Source organism: Pseudomonas sp. S2_E02 (genome assembly GCF_054668355.1).
Map to the genome: position 1 here is coordinate 2355642 of NZ_CP162761.1, position 15152 is coordinate 2370793.

Consider the following 15152-nt stretch of genomic DNA (forward strand, 5'->3'; position numbering starts at 1 on the left):
AATCTAATGTGGGAGCGAGCCTGCTCGCGAATGGCTCACCTCGGTATAACGTTTAAAACCCAGGCTCAATCCTTGGAAACCGGCAACGGTGCAAACAGCGCCTCAATGTCACTCTGCTCCAGCTTCCAGCCACCTGTCGTCCCGCCCTCAAGCACCGCCCCGGCCAACGCCGCTTTCTCCTGCTGCAGCGCCTGTATTTTTTCCTCTACCGTGCCACGAGCAATCAGCTTGTAAACGAACACCGGGTTGTTTTGCCCGATTCGATACGCACGATCGGTGGCCTGATTCTCCACCGCCGGATTCCACCAAGGGTCGAAGTGAATCACCGTGTCCGCAGCGGTCAGGTTCAACCCGGTACCGCCCGCTTTGAGACTGATGAGAAACAGCGGCACCTTGCCGCCCTGAAAATCCTTCACCGGTGTGCGTCGATCCGTGGTGTCCCCGGTCAGCAGCGAATAGGCAATGTCACGTTGCTGCAATTCTTCCTCGATCAAGGCGAGCATCGAGGTGAACTGCGAAAACAGCAGGATTCTTCGACCTTCGCCGAGCAACTCTTCGAGCATCTCCATCAGGCTGAGCAACTTGCCACTGCCGGAGCGCAGCGCCTTCGCTGTCAGCGGCATGTTGATCAGGCGCAGGTCGCAACAGACCTGCCGCAGCTTGAGCAAGGCATCCAGAATGATGATCTGACTGCGCGCCACGCCACTGCGGGCAATTTCGTCGCGGACTTTTTTGTCCATCGCCACGCGAACCGTTTCATAGACATCCCGCTGGCCGTCGCTGAGATCGACCCAATGGACAATTTCGGTTTTCGGCGGCAACTCGGTGGCCACCTGATCCTTTTTGCGGCGCAACAAAAACGGCTTGATGCGCGCTGTCAGGTGCTGCATGCGCTGAACATTGCCGTGCTTCTCGATTGGCGTGCGGTAATCGCGATTGAAGGACTTGCTGTCGCCGAGCCAACCGGGCATGAGGAAATGAAACTGCGACCAAAGCTCGCCCAAGTGGTTTTCCAATGGCGTGCCGCTCAGGCACAAGCGCTGGCGGGCCTGCAAATCGCGTGCGGCCTGCGCGGCTTTGCTGAGCGGGTTCTTGATGTTCTGCGCTTCGTCGAGAATCAGCACGCTCCACAGCTGCGGCTGTAGAACCTCGAGATCCCTCGGCAGCAAAGCGTAAGTGGTCAGTACCAGATCGTATTCAGCCAGATCAGCGAAATCCTTTTGCCGCCCCGAGCCGTGCAGCGCCAATACTTTCAACTGGGGGGTGAAACGCTCGGCCTCGTCGAGCCAGTTGGGAATCAGGCTGGTCGGCATCACCGCCAGAGCCGGGCAATCGAGGCGTCCGGCGTGTTTTTCCGTGAGCAGATGCGCCAAGGTTTGCAGCGTTTTGCCCAGCCCCATGTCATCGCCCAGAATGCCGCCTACTTCAAGCTCGCGCAGGGTTTGCATCCAGTTCAGGCCTTCGAGCTGATAGGGGCGCAGTTGCGCGTTAAGGCCGGCCGGCGCAGCGACCTGGGTGTGACTGGAATTCTGCAAGCGCTTGGCGAAGGTGCGCAGCCGCTCGCCACCCTGCCAATCCAGCGGCACGCCATCGAGCATACTCAAGCGCGCGGCATCCGGGACACTCAAGCGCAGTGCATCGCCCTGATGACCGCCCAGGTACAACTCGCCCAGCGTGGCCATCAGCGGTTTGATCCGACTCAGCGGCAGCGCGACCTTGGCGCCCGAAGGGTCGCCAAAACCGCTGGGCATGAGTTCGATCAGGAGTTTTTCGTCATCGCTGCGTTGTGCCAGATTGACCGGGTCAAGCAAGCGCGGCTGGGTGCGCAACAAGTGCAGAAGGATTGGTAGCAAACTATAGCGCTGACCATTGACGACGATACCCAACTGCAAATCAAACCACTGATGCCCGGCCTCTTCCTCGACCTCCGCGTACCAATGCTCGACTGGCTGCACATTGAAATGAAAGCCGGGACTCATCTCGACTTCCCAGTTCGAGGCGCGCAACGTGGCAAGCCCTTCGTGCATAAACCCGAGCCAGGCGGAATCATCCGGCAACGTGAACATCTCGCCGGGACGATCCAGCGAGCTCTTGCGCGTGGTTTTCTTGAAGCCGAGCTTTTGCAGGATCTGGCGCAGTTTCTTTTCCACTGCCGGCTGGCGTTGAATGCGCTGGGTTTCGGTACCGTTGAGGATCATTACTTCCGGGTTGCGATCCACCGTCGGCTGGCCGTTGTAGGTAAACACCAGGGCGGCGCGGTGCTCAAGAACGTATTCCCAGCGCGAGCGCTCCCGACCGCTGACGAGGGTGAGTTGCGGCTGCGGTAGTACGTCGTCAATGATTCGTTCGGTCAGTTGGTGTGGCGGCGGGATTCTCGTTGCCGCACTCATGCGATGACTGAACTGCATGGCCTGACGCGCCGGAATGTCCGGCGCCAGAGTCAAATGACTGGCCAGTTTTTCATCCAGTTCATTGAACAGAGGGCCAATCTGCCGCTGTTCACGATCCAGGTAATAAAGCGGCTCCAGCGCCAGCACGGTTTCCTGCGCAGCCTCGGCACTGCTCCACTGCGCGCGGAACCCGCCGTCGGCCTGCTCGGCCCAGGCGAACTGGCCGATGCGTTTCGCGCCAGACATCAACGGTTGCAGATCCTCGAAATCGAGGAACAGCCGCGAGGTGCGCAGGAGCATTTCCAGCAGTTCGGCGCCGCTGCTGCCTTCCAGCGGATAGCCGCTGTAATAGGCGTGATGGGAGTGCATGGCAACCAGCAGCCTGGCGACGCGCAGATCCAGCTCGGACAGGTAGCCGGGCTGACGCATGAGCATTTCCGCCAGCGAATACATCGGTTTGACTTCGCGCAACTCGCCGCTCTTGAGCTGGGAGACCTTGAAAATATCGAGCAGCCACTTGCCGCTCACTGACGTCGTCTTGAGCTTGTAAAACAGGCGCGTGCCTGCAGTTTGCGCGCCTTCTTCGATGGGCTTGGCCGGCACGGGAATGGTCGAAAGCCAATGTTCCAGCGCCCGCCCCAACTGGGTCTGTGCGTTACTTTCGGACGCTTCATGATCACTGCCCTGCAGGTGATAGAGCACCGCAGCGCAGTGTTTGCAGTCGATTGAGACAGGACAGGTGCACAGGCAACGCAAGTTGACGGAACCCAGCCGATCTTCGGACAGGTAAATGGTTTGTTCATACGCCTGATCTTCCGAACCGACGCAGAACGCCTCGATCTTTCTGTCATCAATCTCGATGATCTCTACCCGATCTTCGGCGGCATAAGCCCGAGCCTTGGCCAGCGCCTTGCTACTGAATGCCTGAGTCCAGGCCAACGACTTTAGCCTTTCGATGAAAATGCTCATGGGCAGTCCTTAGCCGGCCAACACCCGCGCCAACGCCGATTTCACCTTGCCCATGCCGTCATGCAACGCCTGCTCGATCTCGGCCATGGTGATCACTTCGGTGGTCTTGCCCGCCGCCGGGTTCACCACCAGCGCCAGACAGGCGTAATCCAGATCCAGCTCACGCGCCAGCGCCGCTTCCGGCATGCCGGTCATGCCAACGATGTCACAGCCATCGCGCTCCAGACGCACGATCTCCGCCACGGTTTCCAGACGCGGGCCCTGAGTGCAGGCATACACGCCTTGATCGCTGTATTCGCAGCCTTCGGCAGCCACCGTAGCAATCAACTGCTGACGCAGCGGCTCGCTGTAGGGGAAGCTGAAGTCGATATGGGTGACGTGCTCCAGATCATCGGCGAAGAAAGTGTGCTCGCGCCCACTGGTGTAGTCGACGATCTGGTGCGGCACGCAGAAATGACCGGTGCCCATCGCTGGATGAATACCGCCCACCGCGTTAACGGCAATGATTGCTTCGGCACCGGCCTGCTTCAGCGCCCACAGGTTGGCGCGGTAGTTGACCTTGTGCGGCGGGAAACGATGCGGATGGCCGTGACGGGCGAGGAACAGCACTTCCTTGCCGGCGTATTCACCGATCTGCACGTCGGCCGATGGCGCGCCGTAGGGAGTGTCCACCGCCAGTGACTGGCGAATGGTCAAGCCTTCGAGCTGGGTCAGGCCGGTGCCACCGATGATTGCGTAAACCGTCATAGCGAAAATCCTTAATCGATGAGTTGAGCATCTTTGAGGGCGCCAACGGCGGTGAGCCAGCGCGGATCCTGACGGTAATCGGTGCTGGCGAATGCCTGACCGCGCATGCGCGCGATGCGGTCTGAAGGCTTGACCTTCATGCGCTGCGCGGCGCTCAGGGCCAGTTCGGCAGCGGCGCGATCGTTGCATACCAGGCCCATGTCGCAACCGGCCGTGAGTGCGGCCTCAATACGACTGGCGGCATCGCCAACCACGTGGGCGCCGGCCATCGACAGGTCGTCGCTGAAGATCACACCGTCGAACTGCAATTCGCCGCGCAGGATGTCCTGCAACCAGCGCCGGGAGAAGCCGGCAGGCTGCGAGTCGACTTGCGGGTAGATAACGTGGGCCGGCATCACAGCGGCCAGTTGTTTGCTGAGTCTGGCGAAGGGCACGAGATCGTTGGCGCGGATCTCGTCCAGGCTGCGCTCGTCGTTCGGGATCGCCACGTGGGAATCGGCTTCGGCCCAGCCGTGGCCGGGGAAATGCTTGCCGGTGGCCGCCATGCCCGCGCTGTTCATGCCGCGAATGAACGCTCCGGCAAGCACTGCGGCGCGCTCCGGATCGCCCTCAAATGAACGGGTGCCGACAACAGCGCTGCGCTGGTAATCCAGATCCAGCACCGGGGCGAAACTCAGGTCGAGACCGACCGCCAGCACTTCAGTGGCCATGATCCAGCCGCATTGCTCGGCGAGGTATTCGGCGTTCGGATTGTCGGCGATGGCACGCATGGCCGGCAGGCGCACGAAGCCCTGACGCAGGCGCTGCACGCGACCGCCCTCTTGATCCACCGCCAGCAGCAGATCCGGACGAATCGCCCGAATCGCCGCGCTGAGCTCACGCACCTGACGCGGATGCTCGATGTTGCGCGCGAAAATGATCAGGCCGCCCACTTCGGGCTGACGCAACAATTGGCGATCTTCGGCCGTCAGCCAGGTACCGGCGACGTCCACCATCAACGAGCCTTGCAGGCCAGCAGTCATAGAGATTCCTTGAAAACGAAAAACCCGATCCGCAGCAAATCGCTACCCTGAGCAATGCTCGGCAGGTCGGCAATTTCTATGGATTTCGGGTTCAGAACGAGAGTCGGCATGGGCGGCTAGCTTAGCGGATACAAGCTGCCGCGCCCACCCGTGCGCGGTTAAACCTTGGCGGCGACCGGCGTTGATTTACTGCGCGGACGCAGTTGCGCGGTGGCCATCGCGGCGTCAGTGACGCCGGTTTCGGCACGCATGCCCGCAGCGAGGAACGGCACCATCAGGCGCATCACTTGCTCAATGGAGGTGTTGACGCCGAAATCGGTCTCGGCAATTGCGCGCAACGCCTTGATGCCAGACATGCTGAACGCCGCGGCGCCGAGCATGAAGTGCACGCGCCAGAACAGCTCGATCGGCGGAATGCGTGGTGCGGCTTCGTTGACCAGCAACATGTAGCGACGGAATACCTTGCCGTACATGTCTTCCAGATAACGGCGCAAGTGGCCCTGGCTCTGGCTGAACGCGAGGCCGAGCAGACGCATGAAGATCGACAGGTCATTGCCGCTGCGTGGTTGCACCACAAGGGCCTGCTCGACGAGGATTTCGAGCAGCTCTTCAAGCGTCGGCTTGTTTTCAGGCTTGGCCTGACGGCGCTCCAGCTCTTTATCGAGGCTGATGCAGAACGGCCCGAGGAAGCGCGAGAAAACCGCTTGAATCAGCGCTTTTTTCGAGCCGAAGTGATAGTTCACCGCTGCCAGGTTGACGCCGGCCTTGCTGGTGATCAAACGCAATGAGGTTTCGGCGAAACCTTTCTCCGCGAACAACTGCTCGGCAGCATCAAGAATGCGTTCAACGGTTTCCGACTGGGCCATGGCTACTCCGCCTGACAAACACTTGTTTGAAACATACGTTTCAGCCTGTGCCTTGTCAAGCCTGCCGGTTCGTTTTGGGAATGGTCGGTCAGCTATTTAACCACACAAGCCCAACTCATTAATAAGCACGAATGCCGACCGTCTGGCGGCCTGCAAAAAAACGGGCATTGCCAAGGACGCTTCACTGTATATAATCCCAGTCACTGTATAAAAAGACAGAGCGATCAATATGCTAAAGCTGACGCCACGCCAAGCCGAGATTCTGGCCTTTATCAAACGCTGCCTCGAAGACAACGGCTATCCGCCGACCCGTGCGGAAATCGCTCAGGAACTGGGCTTCAAGTCGCCGAACGCGGCTGAAGAACATCTCAAGGCACTGGCCCGAAAAGGCGCCATCGAGATGACACCGGGCGCTTCTCGCGGTATTCGCATACCCGGCTTTGAAGCCAAGGCAGACGACTCTACCCTGCCAATCATAGGCCGGGTCGCTGCCGGCGCGCCGATCCTCGCCCAGCAGCACATCGAAGAATCCTGCAACATCAACCCGGCCTTCTTTCATCCGCGCGCCGACTATCTGCTGCGCGTACACGGCATGAGCATGAAGGACATCGGTATTTTCGACGGTGACCTTCTTGCCGTGCACACCACCCGCGAAGCACGTAATGGCCAGGTCGTCGTTGCCCGTATCGGCGACGAAGTGACGGTCAAACGTTTCAAGCGTGAAGGTAGCAAGGTCTGGCTGATTGCCGAAAACCCCGAGTTCGCCCCTATCGAAGTCGACCTGAAAGATCAGGAACTGGTGATCGAAGGCTTGAGTGTCGGCGTAATCCGCCGCTAAAGGAGGCTTTATGCAGTTCCCACACACCCCTCAGCAAACACAACTGCCTTTATTCGAAGCGTTTCTGGCGCAACCGATGGCGCCGATCCTGAAAGACGTGGTCGAACGCCCCTGGAATGCCGAACCCGAAGTATTCAGTGAGCTGTCACTGCGTGGTGCGGCCGGGAACTGCCTGAACCTGCTCGCCCCGATTCTTCGCGAACTCAGCGAAGATCAGGACGCACGCTGGCTGACATTGATCGCACCACCTGCCAGCCTGACTCAAACCTGGCTGCGGGATGCCGGCCTGAACCGCGAACGTATTCTGCTACTGCAACCACGGGGTGCTCAAAGCGCCCAGCAACTGGCGTGCGAAGCTCTGCGGTTGGGGCGCAGCCACACTGTGGTCACCTGGCTCAACCCGCTAAACACCCACTCGCGGCAACAACTGATCAGCGCCGCACGCACGGGCGAAGCTCAGAGCTTGAATATTCGCTTGGGTTGAGGGTTGCTACTACGCGCTGTGTGAAGCGCAGGGCTTCTCCAGGGACAGAGAAGCCGATCTGAAGCGGTAACATTAAAAAGCAAAGGCGCGGATCAATGAAGAACCCGCGGCCCCTCTTCCTTATCAAACTCGCCTTCGACCATACGACCGGCCATCTGCACGCCGACGCTTAGCATCGCCTTGGCGATTTCTACATGCTGACCTTGAAGGAACGCCTTGGCATCGTCGGAGAAATCCAGCGTCACCAGAGAACCCTCGTCCTCAGCCCTGCGCAGTTCGATTCGGCCGTCTGGTAACTCGACAATTTCTAGAAAGGACGTTGGCATATAGGTCTGTTCTCCACGAAAGGCAGGGATTATATAGACATCATTCAGGCTTCGCTCGGGATCTTGACCAGCAGCATGTTTCAGATTGCCACCGTGTCAATCACCCTCAGCACTCGTTCAAGCCTTCGCGAAAGCGAATCGCCAAGCCTTTCAGATTTTGCCGCCAGCTCTCCAGCTCCTCTCGACTCAACTCTTCTGGCGCTTGTTCTTCATCCAGATTAATCGCCTGAATCAGCGGCTGAGTCACGTCCCCTTTGGGCTTGTGTGGCACCCGTGGCGGCTGGAACAGCGCCGAATGCGCAGCCAGCAGTTTTGCCAGCCAGGTTTCAGAGTTTCCCGCGAGTTCGACCATCTCGGCCAACTCGGGAATCGCGATCGACTCCAGCACCTCACGTGTCAGCAGCATCTCGGCGCGTGGTGCATTGGCCTGCGGTAGACGATAGAAACCAGCGATCTCGTGACAAAGACCGAGCAAAGCGCCGTAAAGGTGAAACAACGCCGATTCACGCCCCGCCTGAATCAACGCCAGCGAATTCATCGCTCGCCCCTCTTCGGCGCGAGCCAGAGCTTCGAGCGACAGTCCGGCGAAATAGATCTTCTGGTTGGTGCGGGTATAGAGTTCGTGAGCCATGACGGCGCTCTCCACAACGAAATATTTGCTTCACACAGGCCGGACAGTGTCGTGGATCAGCCGATCCCACCGCAAGCACAAAACAAAAAGGCCGCATGAAAACCCGGAGGGGTCATCATGCGGCCTTTCAGTATCAGGCTAACGCTTACTCAGCTTTGGCCTTCGTACGTTTGTCTTCAACCGTCCACTTGCCGCCATCGAAGTACGCCTTCCAACCGGTAGGCTTGCCATCGACTTCGGTCTGTACGTATTGCTCCTTGGTCTTGCGGCTGTAGCGAATCACCGCCGGAAGACCATCAGGATCTTTCTGTGGAGCGTCGCAGAGGAAGTGGTACTTCGGATCGATCTCGTCCTTGTGCGGCAGAATCTCGATCACCAGCGGAGCACGGGTCTCACGGTTTTTCGGGAACTGACTGGCAGCCAGGAACAGACCGGACGCACCGTCACGCAGGATGTAGGTGTCGTTGACCTTTTCGCATTTCAGCTCAGGCATCTTCACCGGATCCATTTTCGGCGGCGCCGCGTCACCGCTCTTGAGCAGTTTACGGGTGTTCTTGCAGGTCGGGTTGGTGCAACCGAAGAACTTGCCGAAACGTCCGGTCTTGAGTTGCATCTCGCTGCCGCACTTGTCGCATTCCAGGCTCGGACCTTCGTAGCCCTTGATGCGATAGCTGCCCTCTTCGATTTCGTAGCCTGCGCAATCCGGGTTGTTACCACAGATGTGCAGCTTGCGTTTTTCGTCGAGCAGGTACGCGTCCATCGCCGTGCTGCAGATCGGGCAGCGGTGCTTGCCACGCAGTACCAGCGATTCCGACTCACCCTCGTCGTCCGCAGCGATTTCATCGCCCGGCACCAGGTTGACGGTGGCCTTGCAGCGCTCTTTCGGCGGCAGGCTGTAGCCTGAACAACCGAGGAAAACGCCTGTCGACGCGGTACGAATCTGCATCGGACGACCACAAGTCGTGCACGGAATATCGGTCATGACCGGCTGGTTGGCACGCATGCCGCTGTCCGGGTTTTCGGCTACTTCGAGTTTCTTTTTGAAGTCGCCGTAGAACTCGTCCAGTACGTTTTTCCAGTCGCGCTCGCCCTGCGCCACGTCATCGAGGTTCTCTTCCATGCCTGCGGTGAAGCCGTAGTCCATGAGGTTCGAGAAGCTTTCCGACAGGCGCTCGGTGACGATGTCGCCCATCTTTTCCGAGTAGAAACGACGGTTGTGCAGAGTCACGTAACCGCGATCCTGAATGGTCGAAATGATCGCAGCGTAAGTCGAAGGACGACCGATACCGCGCTTTTCCATTTCTTTCACCAGACTGGCTTCCGAGTAGCGGGCCGGCGGTTTGGTGAAGTGCTGCGATGGATCGAGCTTGATCAGCTTCATCACGTCGCCCTGCGCCATATCAGGCAGAACGTCGTCATCACCCGGTTTGGCAATCTGCGGCATGACACGGGTGTAACCGTCAAACTTGAGGATACGGCCCTTGGCGCGCAGCTCGAAGTCACCAGCGCCTACGCTGACGGTGGTCGACAGGTATTGCGCCGGCAGCATCTGGCAAGCGAGGAACTGGCGCCAGATCAACTCGTAGAGACGCTCAGCGTCACGCTCCATACCCGCCAGCTTGCTTGGCGTGGTGTTGGCGTCAGAAGGACGAATCGCTTCGTGAGCCTCTTGTGCGCCTTCCTTGCTGCTGTAGACGTTCGGCGTTTCCGGCAGGTACTTCTTGCCGAACTCGTCTTCGATGTAAGTACGCGCCATCGTCACGGCATCAGCCGAGAGGTTGGTCGAGTCGGTACGCATATAAGTGATGTAGCCGGCTTCGTAGAGACGCTGGGCCATCATCATGGTTTTCTTCACGCCGAAGCCCAGGCGGTTGCTCGCTGCCTGTTGCAGGGTCGATGTGATGAACGGCGCCGACGGCTTGCTGCTGGTCGGTTTGTCTTCGCGCTTGACGATGCTGTAGCTGGAAGACTTGAGTTTCTCCAGCGCAGCCATGGCCTGAGCTTCGTTGAGCGGCTTGAACGCTTCGCCTTTTTCGCGAGCCACTTCGAAACGCACGGTGGAGCCTTTGGTGGTGCCGAGATCGGCATGCACTTCCCAGTACTCTTCCGGGTTGAACGCGCGAATTTCACGTTCACGCTCAACCACCAGCTTCACGGCAACCGATTGCACGCGACCGGCGGACAAGCCACGAGCGATCTTCGCCCACAGCAGCGGCGAGACCATGTAACCGACAACGCGGTCGAGGAAGCGACGCGCCTGTTGAGCGTTGACACGATCAATGTCCAGCTCACCCGGTTCCGAGAAAGCTTCCTGAATCGCTTTCTTGGTGATTTCGTTGAACACCACACGCTTGTAGCGGCTGTCGTCACCACCGATGGCTTCGCGCAGGTGCCAGGCAATGGCTTCCCCCTCGCGATCCAAGTCGGTTGCGAGATAGATGGTGTCAGCATCTTTGGCGAGCCGGCGCAGCTCTTCGATGACCTTCTCTTTACCCGGAAGGATCTCGTACTGGGCTTTCCAGCCATGATCAGGATCGACACCCATACGCGAGACCAGCTGCTTGCGCGCTTTCTCTTTCGGCGAGAGCACCGGACCTTCGCCCGCAGCAGCCTTGCCGCGCTTGGCGGCTGGCTCTTTGCTGGCGCTAGCCGAACCGCTGGTGGGCAGGTCTCGGATATGGCCGATACTCGACTTCACCACGTATTGGTTACCCAGATACTTGTTGATGGTCTTGGCCTTAGCCGGGGATTCCACAATGACCAGCGATTTGCCCATGGATCAGAAAATTCCTGAATTCTAGAAGTGAAAGGCGGTTGGCGCCTGACGCGGCACCGCTATATATAGTTGATACAAGGTGAGGTCAAGCACAGGGTTCTGTGCGCACTCGCCTTATGCCTTGGAAAAAAGGCTCGGTTCGGCTTGCACCAAAGCAAAGCGTGGCACCTGCTCGCCGTCAACCTCGACTGACTCGAGAAACATGCTCAGAGGGCGTACCCAAAAGCCGTAATCGCCATACAGGGCTTGGTAAAAGACCACTTCTTCTTCGGTCTCGGAATGCCGCGCAACACTGAATACGCGGTACTGCGGACCTTTGTAATGTTGGTAGAGCCCAGGTTGTATCGGCATGCTTCGGCCCTCACTCAAATTTTTTCAAAAATAAAAACAAAATAAATCCACAAAAACAAAAACCGGGGCACTTGGCCCCGGCTTCCATCGACGAGACGCTTAAACGCGTTCGAAGACGGTGGAGATGCCTTGGCCGAGACCAATGCACATAGTGGCCACCCCGAAGGTACCGCTATTCTGCTTCATCACGTTCAGCAAAGTGCCGGAAATACGGGCACCGGAGCAACCGAACGGGTGACCCAGGGCGATCGCGCCGCCGTGCAGGTTAACCTTCTCGTTCATCTTGTCGAGTACTTTCAGATCTTTCAGCACTGGCAGGGCCTGTGCGGCGAAAGCTTCGTTGAGTTCGAAGAAGTCGATATCGTTGATGCCAAGGCCCGCACGCTTCAGGGCTTTTTGTGTCGCCGGAACTGGACCATAGCCCATGATTGCCGGATCCACACCCGCCACTGCCATCGAACGGATCACCGCCATTGGCTGGATACCCAGGTCCTGCGCACGCTGCGCCGACATCACGATCATGCACGAAGCACCATCGGTGATCTGCGACGAAGTACCGGCAGTCACGGTGCCGCCCTTTGGATTGAAGGCAGGCTTGAGGGCCGCCAGACTTTCCAGGGTGGTTTCCGGACGAATGGTTTCGTCGTAGTCGAACAGTTTCAGGAAACCGTTCTCGTCGTAGCCCTGCATCGGGATGATTTCGTCTTTGAACTTGCCTTCCACGGTAGCCTTGTGGGCCAACTGGTGGGAACGCACGCCGAAAGCGTCCTGTTGTTCGCGAGTGATGCCGTGCATTTTGCCGAGCATTTCAGCGGTCAGGCCCATCATGCCCGAGGCTTTCGCCGCGTACAGCGACATGTGCGGGTTCGGATCGACACCGTGCATCATGCTCACATGGCCCATATGCTCGACGCCGCCAACCACGAACACGTCACCGTTGCCGGTCATGATTGCTTGCGCAGCGGTGTGCAGCGCACTCATCGACGAGCCGCACAGACGGCTGACAGTCTGACCGGCCGAGGTGTGCGGGATCTGGGTCATCAGCGAAGCCATGCGCGCGATGTTCCAGCCCTGCTCCAGGGTCTGGTTGACGCAGCCCCAGATCACGTCCTCGACTTCTGCAGGATCGACCTTGGCGTTGCGTTCCAGCAACTTGCTGATCAGGTGCGCCGACATGTCTTCGGCGCGGGTGTTGCGGTGCATGCCGCCCTTGGAGCGGCCCATCGGAGTACGACCGAAGTCGACAATCACGACGTCTCTAGGATTCAAGCTCATAAGTTCACTCTCACTCTAGTTGGGGGCGCTTAACCGAAGAAGCTCTGGCCGTTTTTGGCCATTTCGCGCAGCTTCGCGGTCGGGTGGTACAGCGCGCCCAAATCAGCGTACTGGTCAGCCAGGGCAACGAACTCGGCAACACCGATCGAATCGATGTAGCGCAGCGCACCGCCACGGAATGGAGGGAAACCGATACCGTAGACCAGACCCATGTCGGCTTCGGCGGCAGTTTCAACGATGCCGTCTTCCAGGCAACGCACGGTTTCCAGGCACAGCGGGATCATCATCCAGTTGATGATGTCTTCGTCTGTGACTTCGCGCTGCTCGTAAACGATCGGCTTGAGCACTTCCAGCACCGAAGGGTCGGCGACTTTCTTCTGCTTGCCTTTCTTGTCGGCCTCGTAGGCGTAGAAGCCCTTGCCGTTCTTCTGGCCCAGGCGCTTGGCTTCGTACAGCACGTCGATGGCCGAACGACGGTCATCCTTCATGCGATCCGGGAAACCTTCAGCCATGACCTCACGACCATGGTGACCGGTGTCGATGCCGACCACGTCCATCAGGTACGCCGGGCCCATCGGCCAGCCAAATTTTTCCATGACTTTGTCGATACGGACGAAGTCGACACCGGCGCTGACCAGCTTGGCGAAACCGCCGAAGTACGGGAACAGCACGCGGTTAACGAGGAAGCCCGGGCAGTCGTTGACGACGATCGGGTTCTTGCCCATTTTCTTGGCGTAGGCAACGGTGGTGGCAACAGCCAGCTCGCTGGACTTCTCGCCACGGATCACTTCCACCAGCGGCATCATGTGCACCGGGTTGAAGAAGTGCATGCCGACGAAGTTTTCCGGACGCTTGAGGGCCTTGGCCAGCAGGCTGATGGAAATGGTCGAGGTGTTGGACGCGAGGATGGTGTCCTCTTTAACCTGAGCTTCCACTTCAGCCAACACAGCTTGCTTGACCTTAGGATTCTCGACGACAGCTTCGACAACCAGATCGACGTGACCGAAGTCGCCGTAGGACAGAGTTGGACGAATGGCGTTGAGCACTTCAGCCATTTTCGCAGCGGTCATGCGACCTTTATCAACGCGGCCAACCAGCAGTTTGGCGGCTTCAGCCAGACCCTGCTCGATGCCGTGCTCGTTGATGTCCTTCATCAGGATCGGCGTACCTTTGGAGGCCGACTGATAAGCGATACCGCCACCCATGATGCCGGCGCCGAGTACAGCGGCCTGCTTCACGTCTTTGGCGATTTCGTCGTAGGCCTTGGCCTTTTTCTTCAGCTCCTGATCGTTCAGGAACAGACCGATCAAGCTCTGCGCGGCAGAGGTCTTGGCCAGTTTGACGAAACCGGCAGCTTCGACTTCCAGCGCCTTGTCACGACCGAAGTTCGCGGCTTTCTGGATAGTCTTGATCGCTTCAACCGGCGCCGGGTAGTTCGGGCCAGCCTGGCCGGCGACGAAACCTTTGGCGGTTTCGAAAGCCATCATCTGTTCAATAGCGTTCAGCTTGAGTTTTTCAAGTTTCGGCTGACGCTTGGCCTTGAAATCGAACTCGCCGGAGATGGCGCGCTTGATCAGTTCAAGGGCAGCTTCCTGCAGTTTTTCAGGAGCAACCACGGCGTCGACGGCGCTGACTTTCAGGGCGTCTTCAGGGCGGTTTTCCTTACCGGAGGCAATCCACTCGATGGCGTTATCGACACCAATCAAGCGCGGCAGACGCACGGTGCCACCGAAGCCTGGGTAGATACCCAGCTTGACTTCCGGCAGGCCGATCTTGGCTTTGGTCGACATGACGCGATAGTCAGCCGCCAGGCACATTTCCAGACCGCCGCCCAGGGCGATGCCATTGATGGCCACTACGGTTGGGACGTTGAGGTCTTCGAAATCGCTGAAGATCTTGTTGGCTTCGAGATTGCCAGCAACCAGCTCGGCATCCGGCAGCTTGAAGTTGTCGACAAATTCGGTGATGTCGGCGCCGACGATGAACACGTCCTTGCCACTGCTGACGATCACGCCCTTGATCGAAGCATCTGCCTTGATGGTGTCTACGGCCTGACGCAGTTCGTTCAGGGTTAGACGGTTGAACTTGTTGACGGACTCACCCTTGAGGTCGAATTTCAATTCGACGATGCCACTTTCAAGAGCTTTAACCGTGATGGCTTTACCTTCGTAAATCATCAACTGATCTCCACGATATGGAAGCTGAACAGTACACGTCGGACGCAGGCGAATGGCTCGGCAGGACGCTTTTTCGTCGATGCTAACGCCAATCCACCCGGCACACCCGCCAACGCGATAGTCGGGATTCTGTAGGAGCAGTCTGTAAGACAAACGCTCAATTCATACGCCCGTTTGATTTGGGTACGTCACCTTCACGGAATTTCCGACAATTGTCAATCGCCCAAAATACGGGTTGAAATGCGACTTTGCGGTCATTTCTGTAAGACGAAGACCCGCAACACGCGTCTGCATGTGAAG

The 15152-nt window shown here is 58.5% G+C and carries 12 protein-coding genes; 2 read left to right on the plus strand and 10 right to left on the minus strand.

The window, feature by feature from the left end:
- Nucleotides 1-65: 65 nt before the first annotated feature.
- The 4 genes from AB4O01_RS10455 to AB4O01_RS10470 all read right to left on the minus strand — a co-directional run bounded on the left by AB4O01_RS10455 (nt 66) and on the right by AB4O01_RS10470 (nt 5994).
- Nucleotides 66-3359, minus strand: a complete 3294-nt coding sequence (locus AB4O01_RS10455; protein WP_460091626.1) for a DEAD/DEAH box helicase — start codon at nt 3357-3359, stop codon at nt 66-68.
- Nucleotides 3360-3368: 9 nt separating this feature from the next.
- Nucleotides 3369-4106, minus strand: a complete 738-nt coding sequence (locus AB4O01_RS10460; protein WP_460091627.1) for an S-methyl-5'-thioinosine phosphorylase — start codon at nt 4104-4106, stop codon at nt 3369-3371.
- Between the two features lie 11 nt (nt 4107-4117).
- Nucleotides 4118-5128 (minus strand): beta-N-acetylhexosaminidase, encoded by a 1011-nt coding sequence (gene nagZ, locus AB4O01_RS10465; protein WP_093433674.1) that lies wholly within the window; start codon nt 5126-5128, stop codon nt 4118-4120.
- Nucleotides 5129-5286: 158 nt separating this feature from the next.
- On the minus strand, nt 5287-5994 hold the full coding sequence (locus tag AB4O01_RS10470; RefSeq protein ID WP_007910473.1) for a TetR/AcrR family transcriptional regulator: 708 nt from the start codon (nt 5992-5994) through the stop codon (nt 5287-5289).
- Between the two features lie 229 nt (nt 5995-6223).
- Here AB4O01_RS10470 and lexA point away from each other — a divergent pair, with 229 nt between their 5' ends.
- Nucleotides 6224-6832, plus strand: coding sequence for a transcriptional repressor LexA (gene lexA / locus AB4O01_RS10475; protein ID WP_003226590.1), 609 nt, complete (start codon nt 6224-6226; stop codon nt 6830-6832).
- A 10-nt stretch (nt 6833-6842) separates the two neighbouring features.
- On the plus strand, nt 6843-7316 hold the full coding sequence (sulA, locus tag AB4O01_RS10480; protein WP_095050467.1) for an SOS-induced cell division inhibitor SulA: 474 nt from the start codon (nt 6843-6845) through the stop codon (nt 7314-7316).
- Nucleotides 7317-7408: 92 nt separating this feature from the next.
- Here the strand turns inward: sulA and AB4O01_RS10485 are convergent, their stop codons facing one another.
- The 6 genes from AB4O01_RS10485 to fadB all read right to left on the minus strand — a co-directional run bounded on the left by AB4O01_RS10485 (nt 7409) and on the right by fadB (nt 14852).
- Complete coding sequence (locus AB4O01_RS10485) at nt 7409-7642, minus strand: hypothetical protein (RefSeq protein WP_007910471.1); 234 nt, start codon at nt 7640-7642, stop codon at nt 7409-7411.
- 106 nt (nt 7643-7748) lie between these two features.
- Complete coding sequence (locus AB4O01_RS10490) at nt 7749-8273, minus strand: DUF6586 family protein (RefSeq protein WP_099756794.1); 525 nt, start codon at nt 8271-8273, stop codon at nt 7749-7751.
- A 145-nt stretch (nt 8274-8418) separates the two neighbouring features.
- Complete coding sequence (gene topA / locus AB4O01_RS10495) at nt 8419-11049, minus strand: type I DNA topoisomerase (protein ID WP_093433668.1); 2631 nt, start codon at nt 11047-11049, stop codon at nt 8419-8421.
- A 114-nt stretch (nt 11050-11163) separates the two neighbouring features.
- On the minus strand, nt 11164-11400 hold the full coding sequence (locus AB4O01_RS10500; RefSeq protein WP_007910467.1) for a DUF1653 domain-containing protein: 237 nt from the start codon (nt 11398-11400) through the stop codon (nt 11164-11166).
- Between the two features lie 99 nt (nt 11401-11499).
- Nucleotides 11500-12675 carry an acetyl-CoA C-acyltransferase FadA gene (fadA, locus tag AB4O01_RS10505; protein ID WP_007910465.1) on the minus strand — a complete coding sequence of 392 codons (1176 nt, stop codon included), beginning with the start codon at nt 12673-12675 and terminating at the stop codon, nt 11500-11502.
- A gap of 29 nt (nt 12676-12704) precedes the next feature.
- Complete coding sequence (gene fadB / locus AB4O01_RS10510; protein ID WP_460091629.1) at nt 12705-14852, minus strand: fatty acid oxidation complex subunit alpha FadB; 2148 nt, start codon at nt 14850-14852, stop codon at nt 12705-12707.
- Nucleotides 14853-15152 lie beyond the last annotated feature (300 nt).